Source organism: Bradyrhizobium sp. P2_E8 (genome assembly GCF_056403875.1).
The window spans coordinates 1-12,100 of sequence record NZ_JBFUES010000113.1; the positions used below are offsets into that span (position 1 = coordinate 1).

General features: G+C 59.0%; 13 protein-coding genes. 8 read left to right on the top strand and 5 right to left on the bottom strand.

The window, feature by feature from the left end; translation table 11 throughout:
- The 8 genes from AC1D00_RS09000 to AC1D00_RS09035 form a co-directional block, all read left to right on the top strand.
- Nucleotides 1–659: alpha/beta fold hydrolase (locus tag AC1D00_RS09000; RefSeq protein WP_477010419.1), on the top strand; the 659-nt coding region annotated here is incomplete at its 5' end.
- An 18-nt stretch (nucleotides 660–677) separates the two neighbouring features.
- The gene (locus tag AC1D00_RS09005) at nucleotides 678–1,565 is read left to right on the top strand and encodes a VOC family protein (protein ID WP_477010420.1); all 888 of its coding nucleotides are present in this window, start codon (nucleotides 678–680) and stop codon (nucleotides 1,563–1,565) included.
- A gap of 53 nt (nucleotides 1,566–1,618) precedes the next feature.
- A complete protein-coding gene (gene hpaH / locus AC1D00_RS09010) occupies nucleotides 1,619–2,419 on the top strand; it encodes a 2-oxo-hept-4-ene-1,7-dioate hydratase (RefSeq protein ID WP_477010421.1) in 801 nt (266 codons plus the stop codon).
- 68 nt (nucleotides 2,420–2,487) lie between these two features.
- Entirely contained in the window at nucleotides 2,488–4,194 is a 1,707-nt protein-coding gene (locus tag AC1D00_RS09015) for an MFS transporter (RefSeq protein WP_477010422.1), read from the top strand.
- A 149-nt stretch (nucleotides 4,195–4,343) separates the two neighbouring features.
- On the top strand, nucleotides 4,344–4,655 hold the full coding sequence (locus tag AC1D00_RS09020; RefSeq protein ID WP_477010423.1) for a putative quinol monooxygenase: 312 nt from the start codon (nucleotides 4,344–4,346) through the stop codon (nucleotides 4,653–4,655).
- 529 nt (nucleotides 4,656–5,184) lie between these two features.
- Entirely contained in the window at nucleotides 5,185–5,907 is a 723-nt protein-coding gene (locus AC1D00_RS09025) for a helix-turn-helix transcriptional regulator (RefSeq protein WP_477010424.1), read from the top strand.
- A gap of 99 nt (nucleotides 5,908–6,006) precedes the next feature.
- A complete protein-coding gene (locus AC1D00_RS09030; protein WP_477010425.1) occupies nucleotides 6,007–6,636 on the top strand; it encodes an acyl-homoserine-lactone synthase in 630 nt (209 codons plus the stop codon).
- Between the two features lie 54 nt (nucleotides 6,637–6,690).
- The gene (locus tag AC1D00_RS09035) at nucleotides 6,691–7,644 is read left to right on the top strand and encodes a LysR family transcriptional regulator (RefSeq protein ID WP_477010426.1); all 954 of its coding nucleotides are present in this window, start codon (nucleotides 6,691–6,693) and stop codon (nucleotides 7,642–7,644) included.
- Here the strand turns inward: AC1D00_RS09035 and AC1D00_RS09040 are convergent.
- The 5 genes from AC1D00_RS09040 to trbL form a co-directional block, all read right to left on the bottom strand.
- Nucleotides 7,596–7,838, bottom strand: a complete 243-nt coding sequence (locus AC1D00_RS09040; RefSeq protein WP_477010427.1) for a DUF2274 domain-containing protein — start codon at nucleotides 7,836–7,838, stop codon at nucleotides 7,596–7,598. The two genes, AC1D00_RS09035 and AC1D00_RS09040, sit on opposite strands and share 49 nt — an antisense overlap.
- Nucleotides 7,839–7,842: 4 nt before the next feature.
- Nucleotides 7,843–9,045 (bottom strand): TraB/TrbI/VirB10 family type IV secretion system protein, encoded by a 1,203-nt coding sequence (locus AC1D00_RS09045; RefSeq protein ID WP_477010428.1) that lies wholly within the window; start codon nucleotides 9,043–9,045, stop codon nucleotides 7,843–7,845.
- Between the two features lie 2 nt (nucleotides 9,046–9,047).
- The gene (trbG, locus tag AC1D00_RS09050) at nucleotides 9,048–10,076 is read right to left on the bottom strand and encodes a P-type conjugative transfer protein TrbG (protein ID WP_477010429.1); all 1,029 of its coding nucleotides are present in this window, start codon (nucleotides 10,074–10,076) and stop codon (nucleotides 9,048–9,050) included.
- Entirely contained in the window at nucleotides 10,073–10,756 is a 684-nt protein-coding gene (trbF, locus tag AC1D00_RS09055) for a conjugal transfer protein TrbF (protein ID WP_477010431.1), read from the bottom strand. Before trbF ends, trbG begins: the two co-directional genes overlap by 4 nt.
- Nucleotides 10,757–10,853: 97 nt before the next feature.
- Nucleotides 10,854–12,083 carry a P-type conjugative transfer protein TrbL gene (trbL, locus tag AC1D00_RS09060; protein WP_477010430.1) on the bottom strand — a complete coding sequence of 410 codons (1,230 nt, stop codon included), beginning with the start codon at nucleotides 12,081–12,083 and terminating at the stop codon, nucleotides 10,854–10,856.
- Between the last annotated feature and the right edge of the window lie 17 nt (nucleotides 12,084–12,100).

A 12,100-nucleotide genomic window follows, 5' to 3' on the forward strand; every position in this document is an offset into this window, starting at 1 on the left:
TCCGCTGCCTGGCCCCCGATCTCGCCGGCTTCGGGTTCTCGGAGCCGCCAGAGGACGCAAGCTACAGTCTCGAGTACTGGGTCGAGCATCTCATCGCGTTCATGGACTCGCTTGGCATAGAGCGAGCCCATCTACTCGGCAATTCCTTTGGCGGCGCCGTGGCGCTGGCAGCAACAGTGCGGTTTCCTGCACGCATCCGCCGCGTTGCTTTGATGGGATCTGTTGGTACGCCCTTTCGAGTGCCTCCAGCGTTTGGATCCGGGTGGAGCGGCGAGCTCTCGGCAGCCGCGATGCGCGCAGTATTGTGCAATTTCACCTTCGATCCAGCACAAATTTCTGACGATATGGTCGCAATACGCTTGCACACTGCGCAGCGCCCCGAGCAGCGAGAGCGTCAGCCACGCCTGTTCCCCGGTCCGCGCGAGGAGCGTGTCGCGGCGCTAGTTACTCCTGATGAAGCTCTGCGCAAGATCGCACATCCATTCCTGCTCCTGCACGGACGTGACGACCGGATTGTGCCAATAGCCACGAGCTTGCATTTCCACGAAATCATCGAGGATTCCGAGCTGCACATCTTCGCCCGCTGCGGGCATTGGAGCCATCTCGATCGAGCCGACGACTTCAACAATGTGGTCACTCGTTTCTTCGCCGACCAATAAGATCAACAGGAGTGCAACATGGCAGGGGTAACGGAGCTCGGCTATCTCGGGCTGAGCGTCAGCGACGTGGAGGCTTGGAAAGCCTATGCCGGCGGCATCGTCGGAATGGAAGTCCGTGACGATGCGCCCGATAACAGGACGACCTTTCTGCGACTCGATAATCATCATCACCGCATCGCGATCATGCCAGGCGCTGCCGATGATCTCCTTTATCTCGGCTGGCGCGTCGCGCGAGAAGAGGATCTCGAGGCGTTGGCCGAGGTGTTGCGCGAAAACAACATCAGCTTCCGGCCAGGAAGCGAGGAGGAGGCGCAGGAGCGCCACGTACTCGGTTTACTGAAGCTTATGGACCCTGCCGGCATCCAGACCGAGATATTTTACGGCCCGGAGATCGAGACCAAACGGCCTTTTCACCCCGGCCGCCCTATGCACGGTAAGTTCGTTACCCGCAACGCCGGTCTTGGTCATTGCTTCCTTCGTCAGCCCGATCCGTTGGCAGCCACTCGGTTCTATCGGCTACTGGGAATGACGGGGGGCGTTGAGTACAAGCGTATCCGTGCCGACGGCGTCACCGCGAAGACGATCTTCATGCATTGTAACGACCGCGAGCACTCACTCGGGTTCAGCGGCGGCAACGGTGTCAAGGCCATCAATCATCTGATGATCGAATACACCGATCTCAACGATCTCGGAATTGCACTCGATCTCGCCACCACCCGCAATATCCCGATTCCGCTGCGCCTCGGCCGTCACGCGAATGACCGGGCGCTAAGCTTTTATCTCGCTAATCCCTCGGGATGGCTTTGCGAGCTGGGCTTTGCCGGCGAAAATGCGCCGAACCAGGCCGAATACTATAATAGCGATTATTTTGGGCATCAGGTCGATGCGGCCGGCTACGGGTTGTGAACGTGTCTAGGACATCTCCCCGCCACCCCGGACTTGCCGGCCCCCTGCCGGGCGTGCTGAGCGAGCAGGAAGCAAGGGCGATCGCCTCGTCGCTCGAGACTGCCCGCACGTCCAGACAACAGATCAGGCAATTGTCTCGCCAGTTTCCTGAATTGGTCATTTCCGATGCGTACAAGATCCAGCGCGAGTGGCTGCAGCTGAGGTTGGAGCAAGGTCGGCGTGTCGTGGGACACAAGATCGGCCTTACGTCACGCGCGATGCAGCAAGTTGCGCTGATTGACGAGCCAGATTTCGCTCCACTGCTTGAGGACATGTTTCTCGACGCCGGTGATCTGTTGATGAAGGATTTCATTCTTCCGCGTGTGGAAGTTGAATTAGGATTCGTCCTGGCGCGGCCGCTTGCAGGATCACATCTTACAATCTCCGAGGTTCTGAGCGCGACTGAGTACGTGCAGCCAATGGTCGAGATCATCGACGCCCGCATCGAGCAGCTCGATCGAGAGCAGCAGACGCCTCGCACCGTCATCGATACCATCGCCGACTTCGCGGCCTGTGCAGGCGTCGTTAGGGGCGGGCGACGAGCGGCACCCCATGAATTCGATTTGCGTTGGCTTCCTGCTCTCCTCATTCGCAATGACGTCGTAGAGGAGACCGGTGTCGCCGCCGGTGTGCTCGATCATCCCGCAAGGGGCGTTGCATGGTTGGCCGCAAAGTTGAGCACCTTTGGTGAAAAATTGGAGGCAGGAGAGACCGTTCTGTCCGGCTCGTTCACGCGCGCAATTCCAGCAAGGTGTGGCGATCAATTCACAGCCGACTATGGTCCGCTAGGACAAATCTCATTCGCATTCGCATAGCGCTGCGAGCTGCTGAGGGGGAGACCGCAACCGCGAAGCGATAAAATGAAAAGCATAGGGAGGACGACATGATTGGTGGGACTATTGCTGCCTCGTCGGCGGCCGAAGTAGTGGTGACTCCGTCGCCGCGGGGTATCTCTCGTGAGCATCGTAAGATCATCTTTGCAGCAACAACTGGTACGATCTTCGAATGGTACGATTTCTTTCTTTTCGGCTCGTTAGCCGGCGTCATAGCAAAGAGCTTCTTTTCGGACCTCGACCCGACGGCCGGCTACATATTCGCGCTTCTAGCCTTCGCTGCTGGTTTTATCGTACGCCCTATTGGTGCCGTGATCTTTGGCCGGCTTGGGGACACCGTCGGTCGGAAGTATACGTTTCTTGCCACAATTCTCATCATGGGATCGGCGACCTTCCTCGTTGGATTGATACCAACCTACCCGCAGGCGGGCATTGTTGCGCCAGTCTGCCTGATCACACTGCGGCTGTTGCAAGGGCTGGCGATCGGGGGCGAGTATGGCGGAGCTGCCGTCTACGTCGCTGAGCATGCCTTGCCGGGCAAACGGGGCCTCTATACATCATGGATTCAGACGACGGCTACGTTGGGCCTGGTGCTTTCTCTCCTTGTCATCTTCGGCGTCAGGTTGTCTCTTGGTGAAGACATGTTCCAGCGTTTCGGCTGGCGCATACCGTTCCTGGCCTCTGCGGTGCTGCTCATGGTTTCAGCGTGGTCGCGCCTTCGGCTTTCCGAATCGCCAGTCTTCCAGCAGCTAAAAGCGGAGGGGCGCACATCCGGCGCTCCAGTGATAGAAGCATTCTCGAACAGGGGGAACGCAGCAGCCGTCTTCCTCGCTTTTGTGTTGTGTGCGGGGGCCGCAGTTGTCGGCTATGTCGGTCAACTTTACAGCTTCTTCTTCCTGACGACGTCAGCGAAGGTCGATCCGACGGTGGCAACGCTGTTGCTGGCTGTTGCACTGACGATCGGCACGCCGCTGTTCGTCATCTTCGGCGCCCTGTCAGACTATGTCGGCCGGAAGGTCCTGATCGTCTCCGGTTTCGCCTTGTCGGCGGCGATCAGTTTCGCGATTTTTCCGGCCCTGCTGACAATGAGCAACATCGATCTTGCTCGGGCTCAGGCAGCAATCGACGTGACCATTGCAACGGATGCAGCTACATGCACGTTTCAGGCCAATCCGATCGCGCGGGAGACCGACTACCGTTCTCCTTGTGATATCGCGAAGCGCGCTCTCTCACAAATGTTCATCCCCTATAAAACCGTCTCGGCCGCGACCGGCGCGCCGACAACAATCACGCTCGGGGACACCGTGCTCGTCGCGCCTTCGGCCGAACTCGATCCAACCAGAGACTTCTTTACTGCTCCTGCAGCGTCTGCCGTTGCGCGGTTTCGCGCCGAGCTGGCCCACGCCGCGACTTTGGCCAACCTGACGCATCCAGCATCTGCGAGCCTACTTAACCATGCTGCCGTGATCCTATTGTTGGTCGTGCTGCAGATTCCGATGGCGATGGCTTATGGTCCCCTCGCGGCTACTCTCGTAGATCTGTTTCCAAGTCGAGTCCGCTATACCTCGCTGAGTCTGCCATATCACCTCGGGAACGGCTGGATAGGCGGGTTGCTTCCCAGCGTCGCATTCGCCCTTGTCGCCGCGACGGGCGATATCTATGCAGGTCTGTGGTACCCGGTCACGATCGCAATCGCCGCAGCATTCGTTTGCTACGCCTTCCTGACGGAGTCGGTACATGGGCGTCCGGCTGCATAGCCGCAAAGCTTCTTCTTACTTTGCCTAACGACTGAACGTCGGTGCGGTAGCAAAGGGCCATGCGGCGAGAAAGCCCGTCAATCACTAAGGTGATCGCGCGAGCCAAAGAGCAAAGAACGAGTTTCATATTTAGAAAGGAACGGAATCTGATGAATCAGGTAAACCACCACGTCATCCTGCGAGCTAAGGTCGGGAAAGGTCATGAACTGGCGATCCTGCTTAATTGGCTTCTTGATCGTATGTCAAAGGAGCCATGCCTGCTCTATTTTTCAGTCCTCCGGAGTGTAAGCGAGGAAGACGTCTTCATGCTCTATGAAAGTTGGCGGGATGCGGCCGAATACGCGCACGTGCGAGATGGTGACTATCGCATGGAATACGTGAAAAAACGGGATGCTCTGCTCAGAGAACCTCCGGAGGTGTACCGGTGGAAAGAGATTAGAGTTGAAGCGCGAGCGGCCTAGCACGTTCTGTCCGGATCTGTTGATTCTATTCAAGCACGTCACCAATGAGGCTTACCGGAACGAGAAGCCATCGGCAGTGGCGTTCACACTGGAACAGAATGGCAAGCTGTCAAGCTGACACTGACCCATCAAGGGTTTGCCTTTGGCAGCAAGCTGCTAGACGGCATCTCTCAGGGATGGCCTGCGATCATGTCGAGCCTCAAGAGCCTGCTAGAAAAATGGCACCGCGCTGGAGATTCCAGACTCGGGCGCTAGGTTGTCGCATGCATGAGACCTGCCAATCGCCCGCTCGCACTTTACGAGCTTGCACTGCCGGATCCGCGCTATCGCGCGTCAGGCTTTCGAAGTGGAGGCAGCAGGCGTAAGCTAGCTCGGCATTCCTGATCTCGCTGGTTATGTTGAGAGAACTGGTGCGGATGGATGCCTCACAAGGACGAGGCGGGGGGCACACAATGCCTAATTGTCGGCCATTCGGGGAACGCACTCTCGCCGGCACAGCCAATTCACCTTCAAAACGGGCGCAAATGCGGTGTGGGTCGTTCTTCAAGCTTTTGTAGATCGTCTCATCGAGAGTCGAGATTCAGAGGACCTGAGGGAAGGGATGGCCGACACTGCTGCGGCGCTCGATCTCCGCTGCTTCGCCTATCTTTCTATTCAAGGCGCTCCGAGCGCCGATGCGGTACTGATTTCGAGCTATCCTTCGACGTGGACTTCACACTATTTGCGAAAGCAATATGAAAAGATCGATCCAGTGATAGTTCAAGCGCTGCGTCAGCCAAGTCCATTCAGTTGGGGCTTAGGAGTAGGACCTACCCCGAGCTCAGATATGGAACGTGAGCTATTCGACGAAGCGGCTCGCTTCGGCATTCGTTGCGGATTCACGATTCCGATACACGACAGCAGCGGAGCAATCGCGGCCCTCACCTTTGCTGCCGATGAGCGGCGGTCAAGGTTCGAGCGCACAGTACATAAGCACGTAGACGTTCTACAGCCTATGGCGATCTACTTTCACGCCCACGCGCGCCGCAAGATCGTATCTCCATGTGAGATTGATGGTATTTCCCTCTCGCCACGGGAAGCCCAATGCCTCGAATGGGCGAGTGAAGGGAAATCGGCTTGGGAAACCGGGCAAATCATGGGAATCTCTCATCATACCGTGGCATTTCATCTCCAAAATGCAAGGGCGAAGCTCGGCGTTCGATCAACAATCCAAGCGGTCGCTCGTCTCGCGTCAGCGAAGTCTGGCATTTGAATCACGTAGCTGGAAGCTGTCACCCTCCTTAGTTGAGGAGGATGCGCGCTCATGAGGCTTGTCCTTCAATAGACCGTCGTCAGTCTTTGGAGGCACATCATGATRCAGGCCGTCACGCCCGAATTCTATGGAGTATTTGCGGAAGAACTCGCCGAGATGCATCGGCTTCGGTATCGAGTGTTCAAAGAGCGCCTCCAATGGGAAGTGGAAATCAGTGGCGATATGGAGGTAGATGAATTTGATGCACTACATCCCATCTAYTTGATCCAGCGAGCGCGAGACCACCGCATTCAAGGCTGCGTACGAATGCTACCGTCTATGGGGCCGACCATGTTGAGCGAGGCATTTCCAGCCTTGCTGGAAGGGGATTCCTTCCAAGGAAGTCCTTCAATTTGGGAAAGCAGCCGGTTCGCGCTCGACCTCGATGATGCCTCGCGTACGACGCTGCATGGCTTGACCAGTGCAACTTACGAGCTCTTCGCCGGCATGCTCGAGTTCGGTCTTTCGCGACATCTGACGGATATCGTCACCGTTACGGACACGCGCATCGAACGCATCTTGCGTCGTGCCGGATGGGTCCTGCGCCGAACCGGCCAACCACGAAGATTCGGCAACACCCAGGCAGTTGCTGGTTACCTCGAGGTATCCGTGGAGTGCCTGACGCGCGTGCGGAATGCAGGAAAATTGCAATCGCCGGTGCTTTGGGAGCCTGCGGTGAAGGCCGCGTAGCAGGGCAAATTTTCGAGGCCTTAACGATCTAGTTTAGAGGGTGAGTTAGAACACATGGCTCATGTTTCGCAATCGGCCCACATTGAGCTGCGTCAATTGCGCTATGCAATCGCTGCCGCAGCTTGTGGGAGCTTCCGGCAGGCATCGGAACTCCTGGCCGTCCGCCACTCGGTTTTGAGCCGATCCATTAGCCAGCTTGAGCACCTTCTAGGAGCGACGTTGTTCGAGCGTTCAAGTGGAGGGGTCGCGCCTACCTTTGCGGGTCGGAGTGTCCTGCGCATATCGCAGATGCTTCTCGAGCAGGTCGACGTCCTCGCGGCTATTGCGCGATCGAGCGGCCGCGGCGAAGCTGGCCGTCTGTCGATAGGGTTTTGCACGTCAATTTCCGCGGGAAATCTGAGAGCGAGCATAGTCGACTTCAAAAACGTAGCGCCCGATATCGCAATTGAAACTGTCGAGCGGTCACGCATCCTTCTCATGAGCGCGCTACGGAATGGGACTATCGATATTGTGATCGTTCCCCGACAAAAACCATTGCCGGACGGCATGATACTCCCGGTCTGGAGTGAGCGTGTTCTCGTTCTGCTGCCTCAGGACCATCCTTTGGCCGCGCGTGAGATTATCGACTGGACAGATCTCCGCGACCAAACGGTGCTCCTAAGCGACCATGATCCGGACAGCGAACTCGAGGATCTTTTGGTCTCCAAGCTGTTAACTGACGAATATCGGCCGAAGGTCGCAAGACGCGATGTGAGCCGGGCAGTCATAAAGAGCCTGATCAGTATAGGACTCGGAATTAGCCTTGTGATGGAGTCCGACGTCGACGCCACCTTTGCCGGCTTGGTCTATCGCGAGATACAGGACGGTGCCGGCTCGAGCCGTATAAGCTTTCATGCTCATTGGCGAGAGGGCAACGTCAATCCGGCGCTTCAACGATTTCTGGAGCTTTTAACCGGAAGCTATCTGTCATCGCCCGTGGGAGAAGGTCGGCGGCTGCGCCTGAGCTGAGAGAAGCCTCTATCGGTGGCCATAAAGCGAGCCAACATCGGCCCAATTAGCTTGGCGGCCTCGATCCGCTGCTCAGATTCAAGCGCCAGTGCCTCCGCGTAGGCAACGAGATCCCGATGCACGGCCGCTGGAAGCGCAACAGTGATTCTGACCGGTTTGTCGTCTGGAAGAGCGCCGATTTTGAGCTTGGGCAAATTGTTACCTTTCGTATGGCGTTAGAATGAGATCGCGATTTACGATCACACGGACGGGAAATCCCGGACGGATCGTGAGCGTCGGCTGAACATTGAGGCTGCGCCGAACCACCTGCTGACCAGCTTGGTTTAGTGAATCGGAGGCGCCATGCCGCAACGCCTGGATGATCGCGCTGTCGTTGCTATTGGTGTCGGAGCCTGCACCTAATTCTGTCCCGACAGCCAAGACGGTCGACAGCGCTGCCGCCTTGAACAGCTCACCCCAATGATTGTCGACCTGGTCTTCGAGCCCCGCGTAGCCTGCGCCGTCAGCACCGGGCTGCCGCTCCAGAACGATCGAGCGGCCGTTCGGCATGATAAGCCGGGTCCAGACCAGCAACACTCGCGACTGGCCAAACGAAACCTGACTGTCATAACTGCCGATCAGCTTCGCTCCTTGAGGCACGAGCAAAAAGCGGCCGGTCGGCGTGTCATATAAATTCTCCGTCACTTGCGCCGTGACTTGGCCGGGGAGGTCTGACCTGATCCCGGTGATCAGTGCTCCCGGAATGACCGTCCCGGCCTGCACAATGTAGGGTGAAGCGGGCCTGCTGACGCGGTCAGGGCTGACCGTGCGACGGTCCACAGAAGCGTTCACAAAGGCAAGTTTTCGGTCCTGCGCGTTTTGCGTAGATCCATCCTCTGTACTCGTTGCGTTCGGCGGCACGACGCGCTCGCCTCCAACAGCGCCGGGCGGAAGCACTTCTCGCCCATTGGTCGAAGCGAACAGATGACTGATACGGGCTGCCTCGCTCTCTTGATCCCTGCGTTGCTGTTCCAGATCTCCGCCGGTCGTTGGCGACTGGCCTTGAGCGGCCAGGATCGGTCGACCGAGGTCGCCCGGGAGCGGCGGACCAAGCTGCGGCACGGTTTGGCGTGAGACCCCAGTGTAATCCTTCGGCAGCGCCTCGATACCGTCAGCCAGATTGCGATGATCTGTGCCATAGAGCTCGTCGGTCGTCTGGTTGCGTGGGCGATTGCTTTGCAATGACCACAATACGGCGCCCCCGATAACCAGCAGGGCGACCGCGCTCCCTCCCGCCAGTACCTTGCGGGACAATCGTGTGACCCGCGGAGGTTCGGCTCGCAGGCGGAAGCTCCTGGATTGCTCTTCTGGTATTTGCGGCGGAATGACCCCGTCGGAATTGTTTTCGTTCTGTGCGCTCATGACTACGGCCTCCCGTCAGTCCGGACAATTCTGACCTTCTGCTGATGCTCACCCCCGAGCCGCAGTTCTGCGGCTGCAAACAGCCGGTCAACGATCAGCACATTGCCGTAGGCGCGATAGTTGACGAGCTCGGTCTTGCCGTCAGGACCGATGACGAACAGCGGTGGCATCTCGCCCTGGACAATCCCTTGCGGGAATTCGATATAGACCTTTCGGCCGTCGTCATACGCCGCGAGCGGCCGCCAAGGCGGCCTGTCGCCCTCGATCGCGTATCGAAAGACACGCTGCGCTGGATCTGGAATGACCGGTCTGAGGGCGACTGAGCGCGATCGTTCGCGAACCGTTTCCGGGTAGTACCAGGCTACGGATGGCATGTACGGTCGTTCGCGGGAGCGGAGCTCGATCAGGTAGGTGCGCCGGTCCGTGTTGATGACAAGATTCGTCTCGATTGAGGCCCGGGTCGGCTTCACCAAGATGTGGACCCGGCGCGTGTCCCCGCTCCCGCTCTCAGTATCTCCCACGACCCAGCGCACGGTATCTCCGGCCGCGATCGGTCCGGATCCCGTCAATTGCTCTCCCTCTTCCAGCGCGATGTCCGTAATCTGTCCGGGAGCGGCGTAGACTTGGTAGAGCGCCCCCGGGCTGAAGGCGTAAATCTGCGCCGCGTTAAAGTATCCCCTTTTGCGCGGCTCGACTCGCGCCGCGCTGTTTGCGGTCTCAACGCGGCTCACGGGTTCAGCCTCTTCCTTGGTCCCCAACTTGCCGCCGAGAACGGGTTTCCAGAGCGGCGGAACGTGAAGCGGCTGAGGTCGCTCATCGAGTGCCGCTGGAACAGCTGGCAACGGCGGGACCTCCGCGTCATAGCTGATTTCCGGCGGAATGTAGGTCGCGCATCCGCCGAGCGCTGACGTGCAAAGTAGTACGGCGGCCAGAAGAGCTCGCTTCAGAGCCAAGAACTCGGACGACCTCGAGGCAAACCTACCGTGTTGCATGGTACGTCTTGAACAGGTGTCACGCGTCGTCTTGATCACTGCCCCAGCTCCTTTGACCAGTTGATGGCGCGGACGTAGACGCCAAGGGGATTCTTGCGCAGGCGTTCGGCATCGCGCGGCGTTTCGATTGCCACCGTGAGAATCGCGGTCCAGCGCTCGATCGCACTCAGCGAGCCATTCTCGTAAATGCGTTGGGTCCATGCGACCCGGAAGCTCTCGGAAGACGCACGGATGACGCTCGAGACATCGACGGAGATCTGCGCCTTGCCGAGCTTGGCAAAGGGATCGTTGTTGCGCGCAAAATCGTTGAGCGCGGCCGCGCCACGGTCTGTCGTAAAGTCATAGGCTCGCAGCCAGTTCTGGCGCAGAACGATGCCGTCAGCCGGCAAGCCTCTGACGTCCTCGATAAAGCGCGCCAAATGGTAGGCGATCTGAGCATCTGTCGGCTGATAATCGATGTTGGCTGGCGCAACCCGTTGGGCCTGGCCGAGACGATCAACCTCGACGACCCATGGGGTGATCGATCCCTGTGCTGACTGCCAAACGAGCCCACCGGCCAGGCCGCCCGAGAGCATGAGGCAACCGAAGGCCATCAATCGCCAATTCTTGGCCTGCACGCGCGCCGATCCAATGCGTTCGTCCCAGACTTGCGCTGCTTTTTGGTAAGGTGTGACCGGTTCGGGCATGCGCCCGTAGTGAACGGAAGGTCGTCTGAACATGGATGCTGCCCCTGAGATGCGTGATTGGTTTCGAGTGACGCGGTGCGCCGTTTGATGCCGCTGCTGACCGAGCGGCAGATTGGCGGTCGCCTGGCTGTCAGCGCTCTCCTTCGGAGAGATCGACAGAAGAACCGCTGCCGCCACGATCGCCGGAGCGCACCGCGTGGCCGGCCGCCGACGCGCCGTGCCGAATAGTCTGGGCGCGCTTGATGCGCCGTGCCCAATCGGGCTGCCCCTCGCTGGACGTACTCGCGGCTGGCTCACTCGCTTGGCCGCTGCCGGCGAATGCAGCCGCGGCTCGACGTAACGGGCTCATCGCAGCAGACCCACCGGCCTCCGCGACGCCAGCAAGGCCGCCGCTTCGATACGCCGCGGATGCGCCACTCACCATTGCAGCCCCACCACGCCCTGCACCTGCGAGCGCACCACCAGCGAGACCGGCGCCACCGGCGGCAAGGCCGGCACCTGCCGCAACGACGCCGCCGGCAGCAAGGCCCGTCCCAATCGCGGCGCCGGCGCCGAGCTGCGGTCCGCCCGATACCAGGCCGTTTGCGATTCCGGGACCGAAGATACCGAGACCCAGCAAGGACAGGGCTGCCAGCACCAGCGTCATCGCATCTTCGATTGTGGGCTGCGCGCCGCCAAAGCCAGCGGTGAACTGTGAGAACAAGGTTGAGCCAATGCCCACGATGACGGCCAGGACCAAAACCTTGATCCCGGACGATATGACGTTGCCGAGGACCCGCTCCGCCGCGAAGGCCGTCTTGCCAAACAAGCCAAAGGGAATGAGTACAAAGCCGGCCAGCGTCGTCAGCTTGAACTCGATCAGCGTGACGAAGAGCTGGATGGCCAGAATGAAGACGGCCAGCAGAACCACGATCCATGCGAACAGGAGCACGACGATCTGCACGAAATTCTCGAAGAAGCTGATGTAGCCCATCAGGTTCGAGATCGAATCCAGCATCGGCCTTCCGGCATCGAGCCCGACTTGGGCGATCTTTCCCGGCCGCAGGAAGTCTGACGCGGAGAGGCTCGAGCCGGAGGCTTTCAGCCCGAGGCCGGCAAAGCTCTCGAAGACGATCCGTGCGAGGTTGTTCCAATTGCCAATCAGATACGCGAAGACCCCAACGAACAGCGTTTTCTTGACGAGACGCGCGATGATGTCCTCGTCCGGACCCCAACTCCAGAATAAGGCTGCAAGCGTGATGTCGACGGTGGCAAGCGTTGTCGCGAGGTATCCGACGTCGCCACCCAAGAGACCAAAACCGTTGTCGATATAGCGGGTGAATGTCTCAAGGAACTGGTCGATGATGCCGGTGCCGGTCATGGCTTAGCTTCCTCGGG

Coding starts and splice junctions, on each gene's coding strand:
- AC1D00_RS09020 (WP_477010423.1), top strand. CDS start 4,344: ATGAATCAGGTAAACCACCACGTCATCCTGCGAGCTAAGGTCGGGAAA.
- trbL (WP_477010430.1), bottom strand. CDS start 12,083: ATGACCGGCACCGGCATCATCGACCAGTTCCTTGAGACATTCACCCGC.
- AC1D00_RS09045 (WP_477010428.1), bottom strand. CDS start 9,045: ATGAGCGCACAGAACGAAAACAATTCCGACGGGGTCATTCCGCCGCAA.
- AC1D00_RS09015 (WP_477010422.1), top strand. CDS start 2,488: ATGATTGGTGGGACTATTGCTGCCTCGTCGGCGGCCGAAGTAGTGGTG.
- AC1D00_RS09035 (WP_477010426.1), top strand. CDS start 6,691: ATGGCTCATGTTTCGCAATCGGCCCACATTGAGCTGCGTCAATTGCGC.
- trbF (WP_477010431.1), bottom strand. CDS start 10,756: ATGTTCAGACGACCTTCCGTTCACTACGGGCGCATGCCCGAACCGGTC.
- AC1D00_RS09005 (WP_477010420.1), top strand. CDS start 678: ATGGCAGGGGTAACGGAGCTCGGCTATCTCGGGCTGAGCGTCAGCGAC.